Annotated in this window: 18 protein-coding genes and 2 pseudogenes; 9 read left to right on the top strand and 11 right to left on the bottom strand. The window is 69.7% G+C overall.

Annotated elements, in window-relative coordinates; genetic code table 11:
• Positions 1-26: 26 nt before the first annotated feature.
• Positions 27-179, top strand: a complete 153-nt coding sequence (locus ACIQ5Y_RS14985) for a hypothetical protein (protein WP_403879776.1) — start codon at positions 27-29, stop codon at positions 177-179.
• A 645-nt stretch (positions 180-824) separates the two neighbouring features.
• Here the strand turns inward: ACIQ5Y_RS14985 and ACIQ5Y_RS14980 are convergent.
• Both ACIQ5Y_RS14980 and ACIQ5Y_RS14975 read right to left on the bottom strand, forming a co-directional pair.
• Positions 825-1,370, bottom strand: a pseudogene (locus tag ACIQ5Y_RS14980) (transposase family protein); the annotation flags it as partial.
• A gap of 54 nt (positions 1,371-1,424) precedes the next feature.
• A complete protein-coding gene (locus tag ACIQ5Y_RS14975) occupies positions 1,425-3,089 on the bottom strand; it encodes a hypothetical protein (protein WP_403879774.1) in 1,665 nt (554 codons plus the stop codon).
• Positions 3,090-3,279: 190 nt separating this feature from the next.
• Between ACIQ5Y_RS14975 and ACIQ5Y_RS14970 the strand changes: the two are divergent.
• Positions 3,280-3,789: pseudogene (locus tag ACIQ5Y_RS14970) on the top strand (transposase family protein); the annotation flags it as partial.
• A 374-nt stretch (positions 3,790-4,163) separates the two neighbouring features.
• Here the strand turns inward: ACIQ5Y_RS14970 and ACIQ5Y_RS14965 are convergent.
• Positions 4,164-4,706 carry a hypothetical protein gene (locus ACIQ5Y_RS14965; RefSeq protein ID WP_403879772.1) on the bottom strand — a complete coding sequence of 181 codons (543 nt, stop codon included), beginning with the start codon at positions 4,704-4,706 and terminating at the stop codon, positions 4,164-4,166.
• Positions 4,707-5,222: 516 nt separating this feature from the next.
• Between ACIQ5Y_RS14965 and ACIQ5Y_RS14960 the strand changes: the two genes are divergently transcribed.
• The 3 genes from ACIQ5Y_RS14960 to ACIQ5Y_RS14950 all read left to right on the top strand — a co-directional run bounded on the left by ACIQ5Y_RS14960 (position 5,223) and on the right by ACIQ5Y_RS14950 (position 7,325).
• Positions 5,223-5,741, top strand: coding sequence for a MarR family winged helix-turn-helix transcriptional regulator (locus tag ACIQ5Y_RS14960; RefSeq protein ID WP_403879770.1), 519 nt, complete (start codon positions 5,223-5,225; stop codon positions 5,739-5,741).
• Positions 5,742-5,887: 146 nt separating this feature from the next.
• Positions 5,888-6,358 carry a hypothetical protein gene (locus tag ACIQ5Y_RS14955; RefSeq protein WP_403879768.1) on the top strand — a complete coding sequence of 157 codons (471 nt, stop codon included), beginning with the start codon at positions 5,888-5,890 and terminating at the stop codon, positions 6,356-6,358.
• Between the two features lie 100 nt (positions 6,359-6,458).
• Positions 6,459-7,325, top strand: a complete 867-nt coding sequence (locus ACIQ5Y_RS14950; RefSeq protein WP_403879766.1) for an NmrA family NAD(P)-binding protein — start codon at positions 6,459-6,461, stop codon at positions 7,323-7,325.
• A 235-nt stretch (positions 7,326-7,560) separates the two neighbouring features.
• Here the strand turns inward: ACIQ5Y_RS14950 and ACIQ5Y_RS14945 are convergent, their stop codons facing one another.
• The gene (locus ACIQ5Y_RS14945; RefSeq protein ID WP_403879764.1) at positions 7,561-8,322 is read right to left on the bottom strand and encodes a hypothetical protein; all 762 of its coding nucleotides are present in this window, start codon (positions 8,320-8,322) and stop codon (positions 7,561-7,563) included.
• The gene (locus tag ACIQ5Y_RS14940) at positions 8,319-12,401 is read right to left on the bottom strand and encodes a CHAT domain-containing protein (protein ID WP_403879762.1); all 4,083 of its coding nucleotides are present in this window, start codon (positions 12,399-12,401) and stop codon (positions 8,319-8,321) included. The genes ACIQ5Y_RS14945 and ACIQ5Y_RS14940 overlap by 4 nt, the downstream gene beginning before the upstream one ends.
• Positions 12,402-13,250: 849 nt before the next feature.
• Here ACIQ5Y_RS14940 and ACIQ5Y_RS14935 point away from each other — a divergent pair.
• The gene (locus ACIQ5Y_RS14935) at positions 13,251-13,751 is read left to right on the top strand and encodes an RICIN domain-containing protein (RefSeq protein WP_403879760.1); all 501 of its coding nucleotides are present in this window, start codon (positions 13,251-13,253) and stop codon (positions 13,749-13,751) included.
• 74 nt (positions 13,752-13,825) lie between these two features.
• On the opposite strand, the gene ACIQ5Y_RS14930 is transcribed toward ACIQ5Y_RS14935, so the two are convergent.
• On the bottom strand, positions 13,826-14,239 hold the full coding sequence (locus ACIQ5Y_RS14930; RefSeq protein ID WP_403879758.1) for a hypothetical protein: 414 nt from the start codon (positions 14,237-14,239) through the stop codon (positions 13,826-13,828).
• A 112-nt stretch (positions 14,240-14,351) separates the two neighbouring features.
• The gene (locus tag ACIQ5Y_RS14925; RefSeq protein WP_403879756.1) at positions 14,352-14,531 is read right to left on the bottom strand and encodes a hypothetical protein; all 180 of its coding nucleotides are present in this window, start codon (positions 14,529-14,531) and stop codon (positions 14,352-14,354) included.
• A 498-nt stretch (positions 14,532-15,029) separates the two neighbouring features.
• Here ACIQ5Y_RS14925 and ACIQ5Y_RS14920 point away from each other — a divergent pair, with 498 nt between their 5' ends.
• The gene (locus tag ACIQ5Y_RS14920; protein WP_403879754.1) at positions 15,030-15,587 is read left to right on the top strand and encodes a hypothetical protein; all 558 of its coding nucleotides are present in this window, start codon (positions 15,030-15,032) and stop codon (positions 15,585-15,587) included.
• 221 nt (positions 15,588-15,808) lie between these two features.
• Here ACIQ5Y_RS14920 and ACIQ5Y_RS14915 read toward each other — a convergent pair whose 3' ends face one another.
• Positions 15,809-15,964 (bottom strand): hypothetical protein, encoded by a 156-nt coding sequence (locus tag ACIQ5Y_RS14915; protein ID WP_403879752.1) that lies wholly within the window; start codon positions 15,962-15,964, stop codon positions 15,809-15,811.
• A 35-nt stretch (positions 15,965-15,999) separates the two neighbouring features.
• Between ACIQ5Y_RS14915 and ACIQ5Y_RS14910 the strand changes: the two genes are divergently transcribed.
• Complete coding sequence (locus ACIQ5Y_RS14910; RefSeq protein ID WP_403879750.1) at positions 16,000-16,272, top strand: DUF6233 domain-containing protein; 273 nt, start codon at positions 16,000-16,002, stop codon at positions 16,270-16,272.
• 399 nt (positions 16,273-16,671) lie between these two features.
• Here ACIQ5Y_RS14910 and ACIQ5Y_RS14905 read toward each other — a convergent pair whose 3' ends face one another.
• On the bottom strand, positions 16,672-16,899 hold the full coding sequence (locus ACIQ5Y_RS14905; RefSeq protein ID WP_403879748.1) for a hypothetical protein: 228 nt from the start codon (positions 16,897-16,899) through the stop codon (positions 16,672-16,674).
• A 161-nt stretch (positions 16,900-17,060) separates the two neighbouring features.
• On the opposite strand from ACIQ5Y_RS14905, the gene ACIQ5Y_RS14900 reads away from it, so the two are divergent.
• A complete protein-coding gene (locus tag ACIQ5Y_RS14900) occupies positions 17,061-18,395 on the top strand; it encodes a helix-turn-helix domain-containing protein (protein WP_403879746.1) in 1,335 nt (444 codons plus the stop codon).
• Between the two features lie 115 nt (positions 18,396-18,510).
• Here ACIQ5Y_RS14900 and ACIQ5Y_RS14895 read toward each other — a convergent pair whose 3' ends face one another.
• Together ACIQ5Y_RS14895 and ACIQ5Y_RS14890 are read right to left on the bottom strand one after the other, a co-directional pair.
• On the bottom strand, positions 18,511-18,831 hold the full coding sequence (locus tag ACIQ5Y_RS14895) for a DUF6422 family protein (RefSeq protein ID WP_403879744.1): 321 nt from the start codon (positions 18,829-18,831) through the stop codon (positions 18,511-18,513).
• 18 nt (positions 18,832-18,849) lie between these two features.
• Positions 18,850-19,179 carry a DUF6422 family protein gene (locus ACIQ5Y_RS14890; protein ID WP_403879742.1) on the bottom strand — a complete coding sequence of 110 codons (330 nt, stop codon included), beginning with the start codon at positions 19,177-19,179 and terminating at the stop codon, positions 18,850-18,852.
• Positions 19,180-20,266 lie beyond the last annotated feature (1,087 nt).

Below are 20,266 nucleotides of genomic sequence, written 5' to 3'. Positions count from 1 at the left end.
TCGAGCAGGGTGCTATCTGGGGTCACGTGTCGGTGCGATGGCCGTGGTGGGAAATCGACGACGCCAACGAGTTCGCGCACTGGAACGGAATCGTGGCGCTCGGCGTGGTCGGCAGCGGCCACGTTCCGCCTGAGGTGGAGGCCGAGCTGTTCCGAACGGACCTCCGCCCGAACAGCTGAAGGCCGGAGAAGTCTGCCGGGTCGGCGTGCCGCCCACCATGGTCACGTTACGGCCGTCGACCACCACGATCCCCCGCTGGAGACTGCCTGGCTGCCGCATCCCACCCGGACTGTGACCGTGCTGCGTCGAGGTCTGTCCTATCGCGAGTTCTCGGACGGGAGCCATCTCGATGGCTCGGGGTACCCCATCCACCCCGGCGACGGGATTCCCTTCACCTTCGAGCTGCTGATGCGTCCGTACGCGTCTCTCCAGGTGGGCGACGAAGTCGCCGATGTCACCGGCAGGGCATGGCGGTTCGACAGCCCCTGGGACTGGACTGCCTTCGATGGAGAGCCGGCCGGTGCGGGTCCGGCGTGGCCACTCGTTCTTCTCACCCGAGCAGGGAAGCCGTGCTCCGTCGAGGACGCTGAAGCAGTGGCTGCGAGCACGGCCGATGGTTCGCACCAGGAGACGGTCCGAGAGCGGATGGCACTCACGGAGGCCTCGCCCACCCCCTGACCCGTCGGTACGTCTACGCGGCTGAGCGCGGATCTGGCCGTACGGGCCAACCATCGCGCGCGGTCACAGCGACGTGCACGGCCAGGCGGGGAGCTCGGCGAGGCACTACGCGCGGCACACCAGACACTGAGCCTTTTCCGACCTCGGTTTGAGCAGGTGAGGTGGAGGGTGAGGACGGCTTGGACGAGGCCGGTGATCCGGGTTGTCGAGCATCGCGGCTTGCGTGATAGCCGCCAGGTCTTGAGGGTGGCGATGGCGGGTTCGACCAGGGCTCGGACCTTGGCCTGCGCGCGGTTCACGGCCTGCCGGCCGCGGGAAAGGTTCTCCCAGCGGCCTCGGTCCGGCACACGGTCAGCCGGGCCCGCACCCTGGTAGCCCTTGTCCGCCCAGCAGTTGACGTCTGCCGCGGCGAGGGCGGTGAGGATGGCGTGTTCGTGTGCGGCTCGGATGTCGTGAACGGCCCCCGGCAGGGCGGGTGAGGCCCACAGCAGGCGTCCGGCAGGGTCGGTCAGAACCTGGACGTTCCTGCCGTGCTTCTTGTGTTTTCCCGAGTAGAAGGGCCGGTCGGCGGCGATCCGGTCGATGGGCAGGAGCGTGCCGTCGAGCAGGACGAATACCTTCCTCGACGCGGCGCGGACGGCCTGCTCGAGCGCCGGTGCCAGGGAGACCAGGAGTTCGACGGCTTCGGTGAGGAGCTCACTGACCCGGGGCAGCGGCCCCCGGGAGGCCGCTGCCAACGAGGCAGGTCAGGACACCGCCGTCTGGATGTCCGCGTTGTTGTTCGTCTGGTTGGGATCGGGGGTACTGGCGGTCACCGTCGCCGTGTTGGTGACCGTGCCACCTCGGGCCGTCCTGACCGTGACGACGATCTGGGTGGTGGCCGTCGCACCGCTCGCGAGGGTGCCGAGCGAACACGTCACGGAGTTGGTGGATCCAGCCGGTGGCACCTGGCAGGTGCCCTGGCTGGGAGCGGCGCTCACGAACCTGGCGTTGGCGGGCAGATCGTCGCTGAGGACCACCGCGTCGGCAGCCGTCGGTCCGTTGTTGCGGACCGTGACCGTGTAGGTCAGGTTGCGGTCGTTCTGCACCGGCTCCGGGCTTGCGCTGATCGCAACGGCCAGATCAGCGGAGGGCCGGATGACGGCCAGGCTGAACGGGCCGCCCGCGGAGATGGCGGTCACCCCGTCCAGGAATCGGTTGCAAGGGGCTGTCTGCCCGAACGAGCAGACCTGTACGGGTGCGTTGGCGTTGGTGATGGTGCCGTTGCCGAGCTGGCCGAAGTTGTTGAACCCCCAGGCGCGGGCGGTGCCGTCGGATCGCAGGGCCAGACTGTGGCTGGCGCCTGCGGAGACGGCGGTGACGTTCGTGAGGCCGCTTACCTGGACGGGCGTGTTGCTGTCGCTGTTGGTGCTGTTGCCGAGCTGGCCGACGTCGTTGGCCCCCCAGGCGCGGGCGGTGCCGTCGGATCGCAGGGCCAGACTGTGGACGGTGCCCGCCGCGATGGCGGCGACGTTCGTGAGGCCGCTCACCTGGACGGGCATGTTGCTGCTCGTGTTGGTGCCGTTGCCGAGCTGGCCGGACTCGTTGAGCCCCCAGGCGATGACGGTGCCGTCGGTTTGCCGGGCCAGGCTGTGGACGCCTCCGGAGCCGGCGGCGATGGCGGAGACAATGGGGAAACCCAACACCGGGACGGGTGTGTCCCTGTCGGTGTTGGTGCCGTCGCCGAGTTGGCCGAACTCGTTGCCGCCCCAAGCGTGGGCGGTGCCGTCGGTGCGCAGGGCCAGACTGTGGAGGGCGCCTGCGGCGATGGCGGTGATGTTGTCGAGACCGCCTACCGGGATGGGTGTATTGCTGGGGTTGTGGGTGCCGTCGCCGAGCTGGCCCGCGAAATTCTCCCCCCAGGCGAAGACGAGGCCGTCCGCGCGCAGGGCCAGACTGTGGAAGGCGCCTGCGGCGACGGCGGTGATGTTGGTGAGGAAGTTTTCACAGGGCGGGACCTCCCCGGGCGCACAGACCCGCACCGGAGTGGCTCTGGCGGCCCTGGTGCCGTCGCCGAGCTGGCCGGAAGTGTTGTTTCCCCAGGCGATGACGGTGCCGTCGGCGCGCAGGGCCAGACTGTGGCCGGCGCCTCCGGAGACGGCGACGACGTGGTCCAGGGGCGAGGGGCAGGGGCCGGAGCCGCAGACGCGGACCGGGGTGCGGCTGTGGGTGACCGTGGTGCCGTCGCCGAGCTGACCTTCGAGGTTGGCCCCCCAGGAGACTGCGGTACCGGGTTCGATGGATCTCCCGGCGTCGGCTGCGTGTGCTGTGCTCAGCCATGCCCCCGCGGGCAGACCGCTCCACAGCAGTGCCGCCACACATGCGGCTGCGACCCGTCTCCCCGTGGACCGGCCACGGAACGTGAAGCTCATGCTCGTCCTCTCGTGAGGGATCTCGGTTCGGGCGGCCCCACACGCGCAAGGGGCACCCTGCTGACGAAATCCTTGAGGTGGAGATCACGATGTGCCCTGCCCGACACGGCAGCATTCGGCTGATCCGGCTGACAACGGGCTCCGGTTGGCGTGCGGGGCGGGGTACGCGCCGGTCCGTGCGCACTCGCACCTGCTCACCCTCGCCCACCTGCGCTACGGGCATCCCTATGCTCAGCTCGCGGCCGGGTGCGGCATCGGAACGACCACGGCCTACCGGTACATCACCGAAGCCGTCGAACTCCTGGCCTCCCTGACCTCCCTGGCACCGGCGCTCGAGCAGGCCGTCCGCGCCGCGTCGAGGAACGCATTCGTCCTGCTCGACGGCACGCTCCTGCCCATCGACCGGATCGCCGCCGACCGGCCCTTCTACTCGGGAAAACACAAGAAGCACGGCATGAACGTCCAGGTTCTGACCGACCTGGCCGGATGCCCGCTGTGGGCCTCACCCGCCCTGCCGGGGGCCGTTCACGACATCCGAGCCGCACGCGAACACGGCATCCTCACCGCCCTCGCCGCGGCAGACGTCAACTGCTGGGCGGACAAGGGCTACCAGGGTGCGGGCCCGGCTGACCGTGCGCCCTACCGAGATCGTTGGAAGAACCTTTCCCATGGACGCCGAGCCACTCAGGAAGCTCTCGCATGATCAGCACGTGGTGATCGGGCGCCTTGCGCGGACGGCGCGCTTTGGCGGTCGAGGCCGGGCAGCCGGTGAGTGAGCCGGTGTTGCACGAGGTCGAGCAGATCCTGCACGCGGTGCTAGCCGACGCCGACGTTGCCGCGCACTGGGAGGCCGGCCGCCTGGTCAAGGCCCGGGACTCGATGAGGGGGTTCACCGGCCTCGGACCGGGGCCCGGCGCCGTACCACCCCGGCGGAGCAGGTACGTCGTGCGCGCGTGGATGTGGCCCAGGCGGAAGCGGCCGAGGCCCTGGGCGAAGCAGAGCTTCCGTCAGCCGCGGATGGCGAAGGTGATGCAGGCGCGTCGACCGCTGCGTCAACCGCCGCAGACAACCTCCTCACGCGAATCGCGACGGCATGGAGCCACGATCTGCTCGGCGAAGCTCGCCGGTTGTCAGGGCGGCATACGCGGCGCCGATGAAGAGCAAGCCCGGGATCGCGAACATGCTGCGCTGATCACCCTCCAGGACAGCTTGGTACTGGCTCTGGGTGATCTCGACCGTGCCGCGCGCTTGCGGCGTCGTGTCGAAGGCGAAGTACCGACCGTCCTTCACCTCGGCGGCCTGCAAGTTCCCCTCTCCAGCTGTGCTGAAGACCATCATCACGACACCCGACACGGCCAATGCGGCGAGCCCCATCTGAGCCTTGCCGGAAAGACACCGGAAGGCCAGCCACACCGAGTGCCGGTCCGCGCGTGCCAAGAACATACGCACCAGTGCAGATATGAAGATCGGGAAGAGCAGCACGACGATCACCACGATCAGCCACCTCGACCCGCTCATTGGCAAGGTTCCAGGAAGCCAGGTGAGCGCGGCCAGCACCAACAGTGTGGCGCCCAACGCGGCCGCGATACCGCCGTGCAACTTGAATGTCCACCCCATGCTCCGCAGCTTGGCACGAGAACCGTTCCACGTCGTTGCCGGATTCCGGCAACGATGGCCGCTGCACCATGCCGGGCTCCACTCGGGAGCAGTCGCCCGCTGGAATCAGTGGCCGGCACTCACCCTGCGGGATTCGAAAGGGGAGTCCTGGCGTCAGCGGCAAGCGATCTGGGTGCCGTCGACCAGATGCATGGTGGGCCCACACGAGTTCGTCTTGAGCCACGTGATCCCCGGGGTGAGCACCGACTTTCTCTGCCGGCACCCAGAACTGCGTGCCCTGATCGAACGTCACCGTGCGAAGGGTGGAGGGGTAGCCGGCTCTGTCCCGGAGCAGGCCGCCACCCCCTCCACTCCGTCCGGTCAGAGCCGTCGACGCCACGTGGCGGCGTACGGCGGCGCGAGCCCGCTCGCTCAGGATCACGAGACACTGGCCGCATCGAATAATGCGGTACGCAGGCCGAGGCCGGAGATCGGGGCGCCTTGACAGCCCAAGTGATTAGCCGCCATATTATTTACATGACGAGGGACGGCATCGATGGCGAGGCGCCCACGCTGGACCAGGCCAGGCGGCAGGTCCAGCGCTACGGCCTGGAGGTTGATCCGCAGGCGGTGTTGGTCGCGGTTCGGCTGATCTCGGCGGGCGCGAGGGTCGGCCGGGCGGCCGAGGCGCACTTTGCCCGGTTCGGCCTGTCGACGGGGCGCTACCGCCTGCTCGCCGACCTCGAAGACCACGGCGGGGAGAAGTCCCCCTCGCGTCTTGCGGCCGACCTCGATGTCTCCAGGGCCACGGTCACCGGCCTGCTGGACGGCCTTGAGCGCGAGGGTCTGGTCGCCCGCCGCCCGTCCACGGAGGACGGTCGGGGCACGGTGGCCGTCTTGACCGCGCGCGGGGCGCAGCTCCTGCGTGACATGGCGTCCGAGCATTTCGGGCGGCTCGAGGCGATGGTGGGCGGGCTTTCCGTCGAGGAGCGTGCGGTGTTCCTGGATCTGCTCGCCCGCGTCGTGCGTGGCAGTGCGGCCCTGGCCGCTGACTGACCCGGCTCTCGGCCGGTTGGGCTCCGCCCTCCGGGTGGGCCCCTTTTTACGAGGCAATAGTTAGCTGCCTAATTATATTGCGGAGTAGGCCTGCCACCCCCGCCGCAGCCTTTCGCTTCCCTCACACCAAAGAGAGAGAGGCCAGCATGCCCGCAACGAAGGACAGAACCAGCCGAAACCGGGCAGCCTCCCGGGCATCCCGCCCGTTCACCCTGTGGCGCGAGGTGCTGACCGCCTACGCCGCCCCCGCGCTGATGGCCGGCGCCGCCGGAGTCGTCACCAGGCAGCAGGACCTGGCCGTGGCCGCCTGCACCTCCATCGCTGGCACCTCCGCCGTGGTGGCGTTCCTGGTCGGCACCTGGCTGCGGCACGGCGGGCAGCCCCGACGGTGGACCACCACCACGCCGCGCGTCGCCCTGACCGCCGCACTCGTCATCACCGCCACGAGTGCGGCGGCCCTGCTGGGATGGTTCACCGCCCAATGGCTACCGGCCCACACCCCGATCCCGGCCACCCCGTGGTTGGAGCGCCTGCGCATCGACCTGCCCGTTTCCGCAGCCCTCGCCACCACCATCGTCACCCTGCGCTGGCGCAGCACCATGGCATCCCCGACATAACCCACCCCGGCACCGTGCCCACCCGCCCACGCGTCCAAGCCCGACCGGGCCCACCCCGGCAGCACACGCCGCCGGGAAGTCACCAAGGAATGAGCACACGATGATCGTTGTCATGGGAGCGACCGGGGCAACCGGGAACGCCCTGCTCCACAGCCTCCTCACACTCGGCACGCCAGTCCGCGCACTGACCCGCACCCCGCACAGTCCGATCCCCGGCATAACCGGCCCACACCAACTGCCCATCGAGGTTCAGTACGCCGACGCCACCGACCCCCACTCCCTGCGCACCGCCTTCAACGGCGCCAGCCGGCTCTTCCTCGCCATGGCCAACAGCCCCACACAGGTCGAACTCGAAACCCGAGTCATCGACATCGCGGCCCACACCGGCATCGGACACATCGTCAAGATCTCCGCACCCGCCGCCGAACCCGACTCCCCGGTCGCCATCTCCCGCGGACACCACGCCATCGAAGAACGCCTGCGCGCCAGCGGCATCACCCACACCATCCTGCGCCCCTACGCATTCATGCAGAACCTCCTGCGCCTGGCCCCCACCGTCGCCCAAGGCGTCATCTTCGGCACGACGGGCGACGCGCCCTACAACTACATCGACTGCCGCGACATCGGCGACGTCGCCGCCGCCGCCCTCACCAGGCCCGACATCACCGGCGGCACCTACACCCTGACCGGCCCCGAAACCGTCTCCTACCCCGAACTCGCCTCACGACTGACCACCCTGACCGGCAATCGGATCCGCTACGCCAACCTCACTCCGGACGAACTGCGCGACAACCTCATCCACAACGCCCACATGCCCACCTGGCTCGCCGACCACGTGACGGAGATCCAGCAACTCGCCATTACCCGACCCGAAACCCCCACCACCACCGTCAGCGACATCCTCGGCCGCCCACCCCGAACCCTCGACGCCTTCCTGCACGAACACCAAGCCCACTTCAGCCGATAGGCCGCCGTCTCAAGCCTGGTCACGAAACTGCGAAGAGTCCTGTCACACACGGAAGCTGATGAGTCATCGGCTCTTCCGTAGAAGGACGGTCAGCTCGTGGCCGCACGCCCTCTCGCCGGTACTGGCCACCTTCTTCACCGCGGCGCGGTGGATCGCGGTCGGGCAAGACTCTCGTTTCCCCGGAGTCCGGTGATGGACCGCCGGCCCCGAGCCGCGCCCGTACGTGGGGTCGCGGTCAGCCCAGTGCGACCGTGCGAGTGACCGACGGCGGGTCGCGGCGCTTGAAGATCCAGGTGAGCCAGCGGTCGCCGGCGGTGCGGATCTGGATCTCGGCGACCACGTTCAGCCGGACGGTGCCGGAGTGGGTCCGGGGGCGCGCCAGGACGGCGAGCAGCCCGTCGGTGGTCAGAGGTATCTCGCGGGAGTCGGTCACGGTCAGGCGCCAGCCCGCCTCGGGGGTGCCGGTCCCGAAACTCTCGAGGGACGCCTCGGTCCTGGTCAGTCTGGATTCCTCGGTGCGGGGCGTCAGCTCGGCATTGACCACGGCGAACAGCGGATCGGTGAGGGAAGCGGCGAGCGTCGCCCTCGCCCTGGTTACGTCGATCGTGTGGCTGCGTTCGGACGGTTCCAGATGGACGAAGAGCGCTTCCTGCGGGGCCGCCTGCAGGTCCTCCTCTGCAGTCAGGACGAGGTCGGCGGACACGAAACGGCAGTCGCGGTCCGGGAGCAGGGTGAGGGACAGCGGCAGGAGGGACAGCGTGTGCGCCGGGGGCGGATAGGCGCGTTCGAGGGCGGTGGCCGTCGCGGGTCCGAGGCGCCCGGCGGGGTCCGTGAGGGGTGCGCGACCGATGGAGATGCGGTTGCGCCTGCCCCGGACGGTTTCCCACACGGCAGTGCCCTCGCCCGAGCGCAGGGCTGCCTGGTCGAGTGGTTCCAGTTCGATGACTTCTTCGACTTCTTCGACTTCTTCGACTTCTTCGACATCTTCGTCGTTCATGCGTGCCTTCCGTCGAACAGCTCCGGGCAACCCATCAGGCGGAACGCCGCCCATTCCTGCGCAGGCCGCGTGCGTGCCCATGCGCATTGCGTGCGGCTGAGGGCGCCCGCCGGATCGAGGTGTCCGTCGTCCGCGGTGCGCCACAGTTCGAGGTAGAAGTCGAGCATGAACCGTTGGGTGGCCACGTCGTCGATCTTCCACAGGGAGACCAGGACGGCCGCCGCGCCCGCCGCCAGCAGTCCGCGGGCCAGACCGAGGTAGTCGGTGGGCGACGGACGGCCGAGGCCCGTCTCGCACGCGCTGAGCACGACGAGCCCCGTGGTGATCCGCCGACTGGCGAAGTCCCGTAGCGACAGGACCCCGTGACGGCCTGGCGCACCGGGCCCGGACGTCAGCAGCAGACCGGAGTCGAGCGGTCGTTCGGCGTCGAAGAAGCCGTGGCAGGCGAAGTGCACGACATCGGCGTCGGCCATTGCCCCGTGGATCTTCTGCTTGGGCAGTGTGCGTCCCGACAGGCAGAGACCGCCGTGGGCGATCGCAAGGGCACGCGCCTCGTCGGGGAAGGCCACGCCCACCGTCAGCAGCCTTGGCCAGGCGTCCTCCGGGTGGGTCCGCGCCCGCCCGCGCAGGACCGCGAACCCGGTGAGGTTGGGTGCGTGCACCACGTCGAACCGGCTCGCGAGGGTCCCGCCGTCTGGCAGCGGAACGGCATGGACGGGCAGCTCCTGCACATCGGCGTCCAGTACGACGACCAGCGTCCCCCGGTCCGGGAGGTGCGGCCCGACGCCGGCGAGGAGCGGCCGCGACAGCCCGATCCACGACCGGGATCCGTGCCCGTGGAAGAGGTGGACCTCGCGGCGGAACACGCGCAGCAACGCGTGCAGTTCGGCGGCGGACATGCCGGTCGCAACGGCGACGGGCGCTTCCTCGAACGGTCGACGGTGGACGAAGGCGACGACAGCCCCTGCGACCTCGCCGAGGGCCAGTACACCGGCGACCCCCGCGGCGTCCGCGCCGGGGCGGCCTTCCTCCCGACCCGGGTCGACAAGGTCGCTGAACGCCGGTGCCTGCAACGCGTCCCAGAGCTCGAAGGCCCGTGCGGTTTCGCCCCGTTGGAGGAGACGGGCGACAGTCGCACGCAGATGTACGGTCATGTGGTCGGCCAGTGCGATCCGCATGACGTCCGCCGACAACTTGCGGCGCAGGTCCCGCCAGTCGTCGAGCAGTACCGGGACGAGCGCGTCGGCCCGGTCGTCCCAGCTCTGGTCCAGCGCGAGAGCGAGCTGGACCATGCGGCAGTCCGTGGCCAGCCGGCGCTGGGACGTGCGGTTCAGGGCCGCGGTGAGAGCCCGTTGCGCCAGTTCCCAGGCGTGCGCGGGGAAGGTGTCGGCGAGAATACGGGCGGCCTCGACCTGTCCGACGACGGTGATCTCCGGATTGCCCGCCTGCTCCAGGCCCGCGGCCATGGCTGCGAGGAGGTCGCGAGCGGACTGGTGCTCGCCCCGCCCGGTGAGGGACATCGCCAGGTGGAGATGCTCGAAGGTCCACGCGTTGCCGCCAAACTCCGAGGTCACCGCGGCATCGAGCGAGGCGAGAGCGGCCTGGATGTCGTCGGCGGGCGTCCGATCGCGCAGTCGTACCGCGAAGACCCGCAGCGCGAAGCCGGCGAGGTCGACCAGACCTTGGCCGAGGAAGCCGCGGATCGCCTGCTCCATCACTGGGGCGGCCGCCTCCGGCCGGGCCAGCAGGATCAGGGACTGAGCCATGTTGAGCCGGTTGAGCGCGGCGGCGGTGTGGTCCGCCCGCCGCTCGGCTACGTCGATAACGAACGCGTAGTGATCGAGGGCCAGATCGGGGAGGTCGAGCAGGCGCAGGGTGACGGCGAGCCGGCCTCGGGCATCGGCCTCGCCGTCGACGTCGTGGAGCGCCAGGGCGCAGGCCGCGCCGCGCTCGAAGTGGGCGCGGGCGGCCTCGAAGTCCCCGTCGAGCCGGACGAGGCGCCCGAGGCAGACTCGCGCGACGCGCTCGGCGTCGAGATCGCGCCACTTCCCATTGGTCGCGATGTCCAGAGCCCGCCCTGCCAGGTCGATGGCGAGCGGGAGGTCGCACACGTAGTCGGCGAGATCGGCGGCGACGACCGCTGCGAGCGCCCGCCGGCCCGGGGGAAGGATCAGCGGCAGGAGCCGGTCCACGTCGTCCAGGAAGTCGAGGATTTCCGCGGCGGTTGCGAGATCGGGTGTGGCCGCGCGGCCGACGTGGTCGAGGGGGAGGAGGCGGCCGACCCTTTCCACCTCGGCCAGTGCCGCCGCGGACTCCGTGTCCCTGCGGCGCTGCCTGCGAAGCCGCAGGCGCCGCCAGAAGGACGCCGTGCGCGGGACGGGCTCCTCGGCCACCGGGTCGGCGGGCTGGCCGGCATGGTCGCCTGCCCGGTCGATGGCGTGGCCGTCGGAGCCGTCGGAGCCGTCGGGGCCGTCGGGGCCGTCGGGGCCGTGGTGGTCGCCGTGGTCCTCGGCCCGGTCCTCGTCCCCCAACAGGTGGAGACCGCGGGTGACGGCGGCCACCGCCGCTTCCGGATCGTCCTCGACCTCGAGGATGCCGAGCTGGAGCAGGGCCCGGCCTTCGCGCTCCGGGTCGTGCCGGGCCTGCTCCAGGGCGGCCTCGTAGAACTCACGGGCCGCCGCCCGGTCCCCGGTGGCCAGACCGACCCGGCCCAGCCCCATGAGGATCGGCCACTGGTCGGCCAGGCCGCCGGAGTACCGCGCGAGGAACAAGGCCGTCCGCCATGCCTCGTTGACCTGCTCGAGTTCGCCACGGGCGGCGTGTGCGTTGCCGATCAGGACCCATCTCCTGATGGCCGAGGTGCTGTGGGGATCGGGGACGAGCTCACGGAGCAGGGTCAGTGCCTCCTGCGTGCGCTCGTCCTCGACGAGCTGCTCGGCCCGGTCCAAAGCGCTGTCCAGGTCAGCGGTATCGGACTCCTCGACCGGGACGGACTCCAGGCGCCGCGCGACCGCCGCGGCCTCCGTGTGCCGGCCGAGCCTCTCGAGGACGACCGCGAGCGAGACGAGGCCGTCGGCCAACCAGGGCTCACCGTCCGGTAGTTGCTCCACGGCCTGGCCGAGGGCGGTGGCAGCGGCTCCGAGGCGTCCGGTTCCCAACTGCGCACGGCCGACCAGCAGCGCGGCGTGGGCCTCCCGCCCGGCGGCGGTGAGCGCAGGGCGCACCGTCTCCGCGATCACCAGGCCGGTGCCGGCATCGTTGCGTATGAACCGCCAGACCAGGTGGAGCAGCAGGTCCGCGTCCCCCGCCGGGACCGGGATCCCGGCCGCGAGGACCGCCGCCTCCGCAGCCCCCACCGATTGGTCTTGCCGCATCTCCGCGAGGTCGAGCAGTTGCTTGACGTGCGGAGCCCCTTGCGTCTCCCAGCCGGCGTCGGCCGCTTCCGGATCGCCCACCACGACGTCCAGGATCACCCGGAGCCGAGCCGCCAGGAGGAACCTCCCCTGTCGTTGCATGTTCTCGGCGACGAGAGCGATCACCTGGCTGGCGTCGTCGAACGGTGCGTGCGCCCAGGCCTGCCGGACCTCCTCCGGCGAGTTCAGCGACAGAAGGTACTCGACGAACTCGGTGGAACCGGTCGGCGGCCGTGTCGGCGCCGCGTCGTACTCCGGATGGTCCTCCAGATCCCCGGTGCTCATGATCGCCAGGTGCATGGGGTCGAGCTCCACCGTCGGGTCGGAACGCTTGGCCAGGTGGTAGTGCAGCTTCGCCTCGTGCGTCTTCTCCTGCCGTTGGAGCACCCGCCCGAGCATGTGGTGCAGGTCAGCCGATACGGATGTGTGGGAGTACAGCGCCAGTTGCATGTGGCGTGTGACGTAGCCGGGATCGTCGTCCAGTGCCCGCCGCAGCCAGTCCTCGGCCTCCGCCCAACGGCCGAGTTGTTCCAGGAGGAATCCGACCTGCCCCAGGGTGACCGGATTCTCGACGTCACGGACCAGCTCCAGCGCCTCCTCCAGCGCCTCGCCGAACCGTTCCTCGCCCGTCAGTTCCGCGATCCGCTCGACACGCGACTGCCACATCCCACCAATCTATGCGCCGCCGGCGGCGTTGTGGATGGGCACGGAACAAGGCACATCTGCGCGACCTGTGTTCATGCCCGCACCAAACGCTGATCGCGTCGGCGGCCGTCTGGCGTACGACGACGTCACCGGTCTGCGGCGCCTCCAGCGGGTAGTCGAACCAGGAGCCGTCCGGACGGGGGAATCCCTCGGGGTCGACGATGAACACCCGCAGGGCGGCCGCGCGGGCCCGCCTGCGGGTGACGCTGTCCTGGCCGGCCCGCCGGCCTGACGGGTGCTGCCGCGGAGGGGCGGCGGGCGGGGTGGTCCGGCACGGGGTGCCGTCCGCCGGCCCGGGGGAGAGGTGTGCGTGCCGCCTGTACGCCTGCGGGGGCCTGGTCCCGGTGGAGTGGTGTGCCGAGCACGGGCGCAATGTCGGGCCGGCGATGGAGTGGCACCCCGGAAGCGGCATTCGCTGTGCCGAGCCGGCGCGCATGTATGGCGGCGAAGGCGGCAGCACTGGGCTCGGCACGGTCCGGGTCCTTGCCGAGCCCGCCGGTCAGCTCGGTCCACGTCTCGCGCTGCCTGGACAGGCACCGCCCGATGTACGTGCCGTGCACGGTCACTCCGAGGGTGAACTCGTCTACCGCGGCGCCGCCGTCGAGTGGGGCAATTCCGGCGCATCCCGAGGGCGGCGCCCGTGCGTGGCCGGGCCGGCCGCCGGCATCGGAGCCCCGTGCGCTCCACGTACACGCTTCGTGCGCTCCACGCACACCATGCCGCCCCGACGGCAATTAGCTTGAGGTTCAGCACGTCGTGGGCCCTCGCGCCCGGACGGATGGACGCACTGCACGGAGGATTTGGAAGCCCATGAGACAGCTCACGAAGAAGACGGCCCGCGTGATCGGTACCGCGGCGGCGACCGCCGGACTGGCGGTGACGGCCGCCGTCGGTACGGCGTCTCCCGCCTCCGCGGAGACGCCCGACTGGCTGATGAGCATGAACAGCGGCAAGTGCCTGGTCGCCCAGGGCGGCAATGACGGCAGCAGCGTCTTCCAGTACTCCTGCCTCAGCTACAACGACCAGAAGTGGGCCTTCCAGTCCTATGGCAACGACACCTACAACATCATGAACCTGAACAGCCACAAGTGCCTGGTCGTGCAAGGCACCAGCAACGGCAACGGTGCCTTCCAGACCGAGTGCGACTTCTTCGCGGACCAGAAGTGGGTGATGGTCCGGAGCGAGGCCGGCTTCATGCTCGCGAATTACAACAGCGGCAAGTGCCTGGTCGTCCAGGGCACTGCCAATGGCAGCAGGGCCTTCCAGTACACCTGCGACTCCTCCATGCCCGATCAGTGGTGGCACTACTGAGGTATGCCGGCCGCGTGACCCATTGCCGGAACAGCTCGCCTAAGCGTTGTCCCGCAATGCCACGAGGTTGAGGGTCATGCTGTGTCTGGGTCGGTGCCGATGGCACCGGCCGAGCGAAGGGAACGCCCGAGGTCTCCGCTGAGGATGCAGGGGTGTCGCCGCCACCACCACAGGTCGGGGCCGGGCAGTCTGTGGAACTGGTCGAGTGCTTGGCCGTCGTCGTCGATGGTCGCGGCCTTGTACCGGTCGTCGAGAGCTTTGATCTGTGGGGTCCAGAGCTGGACCATGTGTTCGTCCAGCAGGAGCCACGCCTCGTGCAGCCAGTTTCGGCAGTAGAGGTCGTTGGTGTACTCGTAGATGTCGTCGCCGTAGCCGCGCTCGATGGCGCTCACCAGGGCGGCCCACGCGTCCACCCTTTCAGCGACCGTGAATGCCGCTCGCCAGCCGCGCTGGTGCAACAGCTCTCCCACCTCGGTTTCAGTAGCCACGGGCGTGAGGCTCTCATGCCGAATCGGTCCGGGCGACCGAGATACATCCCGCCAGAGGCTGGTGGGGCCGCAGCGTGATCAAGATGAGACGATCTTGCCGTGGCTGGTGTGATCACGGCGAGTGCGACCAGAACGACGGTGAAATGCCGGCGCTCGTCCTCCGCTCGTCCTCCGCTCGTCCGGTGAACGCCCGCAACCAGCCGCGGACCGAGCTCTCGGCCAGGCCCAGCATCGCGGCGATCCGGCGGTGCCCCATGCCCAGCGCGGCTATCTCCAGACCGGCCCCGATCACCGCAGCCGCATCCGCCCGCCGCGGCCAGAACACCTCCGCCAGCAGCGCATACGTGACCTTGCAGCCCGAGCAACGCGTTCGGCGCGGTCGCAGAAACAACCGGCCCCCAGATCACCCCGGATCTCCCGGGCCCGACCGTGTCCCCGCGGCGCCAGAACGGCCGAACACACGGGACATGCCAGTCGGCCCGGATCGCAGTTGCCGTTCCACCAGCAGTACGTCCGTGTCCACGATCAGCACGGCAGCCTCCGTAGCCACGATGTGCTCCGGCGTTCGAGCACGGACGAAGTACCGCCAGCCTGCCCAAACACCAAAGGATCATGTGGCGAAGCCGCCCGCACGCACTCACGACATCCTGGTCCAAGGACGTTCAGATCGCGTATCGGGCCTGGCCGATAGCAATGACCTGCGGTCGCACGCCTGTTAGAAAGGGCAACACGGACTGGAAGGCCCGCCCAGAGCTCGGACGTCGGCCGCGATCCCCCAAAGGAGGGCCCCGTGAAGACACAAAGCCGGAAGGTGCTGCGACGGAAGTCCTTCATGGCCATGTCGGCGCTCTTCACCACTGGAATCGGAGTCTTTGCCGTTGGGGTCGGAGTGAGCATCGCGGTCAGGGGCCCGGACTCAGACGCGCTCGGGGTCGTAGCAGTATGCCTGGGGATGATCGCGTTCATCCGGCGGATCACTGGGTCGCGCATCGTGCTCGGCGAGAAGGTGCTGTCTGTGGTGAATCCGGTGTTCACCCATGAAATTCCCTACCGCTATGTGGCCAGTGTGGCAGCAGACAGCGGAGGGAACCTGATCATCACCACCTCGCAGGCCGCCGACATCGCCGCCTTCGGGTTCGCCGGGTCGTTCATCGATCACTTCGTCGGTTCCACCGACCAGACCGTGACCCAGATCAAGGCCAGACTCGCGGAAGAGCGGGACCTGCGCGGGGACTCCCGTACGGTCCGACGCTATACCCGTGCGTGGGTAGCCGACAGTTGCACCGTGGGGATGCTCGTCCTTTTCGCCATTGCAGCCGTCATCGGTGACTGGGCTCCTAGCGCGTGAGCCCTGCACTCCGCAACTAACCTTGTACGGGGCACGTCGACCATCGCGTTCGTGTTCACGGTGTCGTCGCACACGAAGTGGCACCCAAGCCCCAACCACGACCACCGCCCGTTACAGCGGGAGCGTCGCCATCACCCCGCTTCATCACCACGCAGAGAGTCGTCCAACACTCGTTGCAGGTGTCCCTGGTGCAGGATTTCGTCGTAGAAGTCGCCCAGGAACTACCAGTCGGAGTCGAAGGGGGCGTCGGCGAACACGAGCTCCGGATGGGCGGGTGCCGGCCTGTCGGCGAAGCGGTCGGTCACCACGGTGCGGAAGATCTCGCGGATTCGTGGTCCAGGGCCTGGTTCGGTGTTCGCGGTCGACCGGGTGGGCATGCTGCAGACCCTAGTGCCAGGCCTCGCAGACCACGGTGGTGGTTGGGCAGTGCTCGGCGCCGGCCTGCGCCGGAGCCGCCGCACGGTGGATCGAGTACGGCATTGGCGTCGGCCGTATCCCGCCGCGGGCCCACACCGGCGGCTGCCCGATGAGCAGCGGCAGCGGCAGCGGCAGCGGCAGCGGCAGCCGAAGCCGCAGCCGCCCGGCGACCGCGCAGAGCGTGCGGGAGGTTCTGCTGACGGTCCCGAACGCCGTGGCGTGCCCGCTGTGCCTGCCCGACAGCGAACTGGGGCTCCTGGAGTGCTGAGACCTTCAGGAACCGCCGGCGGCCGCCTCTCAAGCCTCACCTGGGTCAGTCTGTTCCGGCGCTGCGGTCGGTGACTTCGTCGTCCGTCCTCATCGCCTTGAACAACGCCGGCACATCCGCAGGATCCACCTTCGCCACGGCCCTGCTGCGCAGGCGTGACAGGCACGGGAATGTTCATGGATCCTCGCCTTCAGATGGGAAGCGGGGCGCCGAGTGTGCCCGTTTGAACATTCACGCAGGTCGGAGCGTTGCGGGACGGGCAACGCCCTAGCGTGCCGAACGTTCCCCGCCGGGGATGGCTCGCTCGGCCTCGTACGGGAACCCGCCAGTCGTAGCGACGAGTCCCACACATGCGGCGTCACCGAGGAGCCGCCCGGGGCCGGGGCGGGGCGACGATGCCTACCGCTCGGGTGCGGGCGGGGCCTGGGGCGGAGTGTGGCGGGGCTCTTCGCCCCGGGGGCGGTGGTGCCAGGCCGCGTAGAGGCCGGCGAGAGCGGAGGCGTAGCCGGCGAGGGCCTCGGGGGAGACGTGGCCGACGAGGACGAGGACCACGCCGGTGGCCAGGATCGACAGGAACACGGCGAGATCTACGGGAAAGCTGCCACGCGGGGCGCGACGGATCGGCACGATGGTTCTCCTCAGTACAGGGAAGGTCGCAGGACGTCACCCCCACCGGGTGTGCCGCTGGAGCGGCGTGCGGCGAGGGGTGGTTCGAGCGTCGCGTCGCAGCGGCGGGTGCGCCAGGGGAAACGATCTTCTTTCCGCAACTGTCAACCGGGAGAACAGGCATGACGGGTATTGCCGAGGAGGGAACCGGCAGTGAACGGTCCACAGGCGGAGGGTCCCGGCCGGCCCGCCGAGGGCTCGACCCGCTGAAACCGGAGGTCTTCGAGAACCACCCGCACAAGCTGGCGCTCGTCGAGCACCTGCGGTCCCTGATCGAAGCCGCGAACCTGTCGAGCAAGCAGGTCGCCTCGGGTGTGATCCTGAGCGCCTCGACCGTGTCGAGGAACCTTTCGGGAGAACGGCTTCCCCACCGCTCCACCGTCGAGGCGATCATCCAGCTCTGCGGGGCGAGTGAGGAGGTCCGGGCCCTGTCGCTGCGGCTGCACACCGCGGCCCTGAGGGAGGCAGACCCGGAATTCGCCGAACGCCTGGCGATGGCCGACGCCTACGAGGAGACCGTCCTCCTCCACGACCAGGTCCAGGCCCGGCTTCAGGACGCCCTCGGCGAGCACCGCCGCCACCAGGCCGACTACGACGACCTCCTGGCCCGGCACGAGACGACGAGCCAGGCCCTCGCCACCACCAAGGAAGAACTCCGCGCGCAGCGACAGCACCATCAGGAGGAGACCGCCCGCCTGAACACCCTGCACCAGGAGCAGCAAGAAGCCCGTCGACGCGACCGCGCCGCCTTCGACACCCGGCTCGACCAGGTGCGATCCGAACACGAGGAGCAGTTGCGCGCCCGGGAAGAGGAGGAAACGCGCCTGCGCCAGGACCTGCTCGCACAGGAGAACAAGATCAGGGCCCTGGCCGGCCTGCTGGAGGACTCGGCCGCCGAGTCGACAGTCCTGCGGCAGGAACGAGACCGGCTCCGCGTGGAGTCCGCCCGGCTGCGCGAGGAACTGGTGGGCCTTCAGGTAGAACTCGCGGCAGCCGAAGCCGGCCGCGACAACCACGCCGACGACGCGATGCTCGCCCCGGCGCTGCTGGCCGTCGGCCAAGTCCTCGACCGCCACCCCGCCCCACCGGAGGGCGGCGACACCGCAGGCCGGCCACACGTTGCCGGGGGCGCAACCCAGCACGGCAACCCAGTGGCGCCGCCCGTGGCGGCCCGCCCGGAGCCGCAACCGACAGACGGCGTCGACGGGATGAAACGGGCATCCGCGGGCTTCATCACGGTCGGCATGGTGCTCGTGCTCATCGGGCCGTTCCTGCACACCGGCGGCCCGATGGCGGACTCCCGCCCGACAACCACCGGATGGTGGTGCATCGGCAGCGGAGTCGTCCTCCTCATCACCGGACTCATCCTCATGGCCGTGCGCGACGTGAAGAACGCCCGCGCCGGCAACCCGGACGACACGTACGACCACACGTACGGCTTCCCTCCGCTGATGTGAGCGACCCAGAGGCCGGTGCGGATTCGGAGCCGGCGCACCGATCGGACCATGATCGTTCTCGCCGATAACCACGGTTCCACGGTTCCATTGATCCCCGAGGCCGTAGACGAACGACTCAGAACACGCCGTGGTCCGCCTTGGAATGCCCGCATTTCGCCCACAGGTCTCCGTACAGAGGGTCGGGAAACCTCGTACGGCAGGGATCGTCGCCACCCGAGCCCTTGTAGCGTCCGCAGCGGCACCAGTGCGGGGTCGGAGGAGGCGGCAGCTGTCCGGCACACCTGAAGAGCGAGTTCCGCTCCCCGGAGCTCAGCTCCAACCCTGACTCGTGGATCATCGCTGCTGCCTTGTCCTGCGCTTCGATGAGTACCGTAGCGGCCTCAGCCAGCATCCGTGACTGCGCGTCGGTCCTGTCGTTCCGCTTCGACTCGGACATCTGCGTCCTCCTGATGGGTCAGATCTGGGCGTGGTCGAGTTCCGTGTGCTCGCAGATCCTGGTGGGCGATCCTGTGCCGTCGTCCGGGCCGGTGGAGTCGATCCAGGTGTTGAGGCAGGGTTGTTCGCCGCCCGAGCCGCCGTAGTCGCTGCAGGCGCAGATGTGCGGGGTCGGCGGGGGGTCGAGTTCGGCCAGGCAGGGGCGGCCGAAAAAGTCGCGTTCGTCGGGGGACAGGTCCGCGCCCGAGGCGCGTACGAGTTCCGCGGCCTTGCGACGGGCTTGGATGAGCAGGGAAGCCACCTCGGCCAGGGTCTGGTTCTGGGCTTTCGTTCTGTCATGGCCGTTCACGGCTGTCGTCCTACCACCGATCGCGGACCGATCCCTCGCGGCGCGCCCGGCGCGGCTCCTGCGGCCCATCCGTAAGCCCAACCTTGCCCTTGCCGGATGGACCAGCGGGTCATACGGCGGCCGGCAAGACCCCCCCTCCACGTCTGGGACGGCGCGGTGCCCAGCGGCGCCCCCGCCGCGATGTCCGCCACCGGGCCGGACAGTCAGTGGCAGGCCACCGGCGACCTCACGTCATCGCCGTCCTCGACGGCGGCGCAGTCCTGCCCGTACCTCGTCGAAGATGGGGTCGGCCAGGCCTGAGACGCGGCCGATGGTCGACACAAAGGAATCGATGCAGCGGGGCGGCCGGGCCGCGGCCGTGCTGCTCGCCGCGCTTCTCCATCTCCTTGACCAACTGCGCGAGCCGGGCCCTGGGCCAGCCGGGCCACGCCGGTCTCCGTCTTGACGCCGTGCTCGTCGCGGGCGGAGACGACGGTGCCGGAGATGCGGCGGGCGATGGTGGACGGCGCCAAGAAGGTGCCACCGGGACGCGCCCCCGCTGCAGGGGGCATTCGTCCGCGAGATGGAGGAGCTGCTCGCGCAGGACGAGTCCCCTCAGGCCTCCGGCCGCAACTTACAGCGTGGCGTGTGGGGACGGGCTCGCCGCAACCTTCGGCGTGGCCGGCGGGTACCGGTGCTTCGCCTGAGCGGTCTGGGCCTGCTGCGGCTGGCAGTCCGGGTTCTGCCGCGGGCCGAGCGGGCAGAGTGGCTGGAGGAACAGCGGGGGCATCTCGCGGACCTGACCACCCGGCGACAGCAGTGGGCCTGGGTCCTCTCCACGCTGCCGGGCATGCCCGGGTACGCCTACACCGTCCGCACCGGCACCGAGAAGGAAGCAGCATGGAGACGAGCACCAGCTCCGTGTGAAGCCGGCCCAGCACTACAAGGAGTAGGCGGGATCGCGGTCTCCACTCGGAGACGGCTGTTCTGCGGGCCTGCCCGTACGTGGCGGATGTTGGGCGCGCCCGGTCCGCGCCGCACAACCGCGGCCGGGTGTGGCAGAACGTTAACCCCGGGGTGATCCAAGTCGCCACGCTGGGGGTGAGGG

The sequence above is a fragment of the Streptomyces sp. NPDC096339 genome (genome assembly GCF_044762985.1).
Classification (GTDB): domain Bacteria; phylum Actinomycetota; class Actinomycetes; order Streptomycetales; family Streptomycetaceae; genus Streptomyces.
This window is presented reverse-complemented; position numbering and strand designations above follow the sequence as displayed.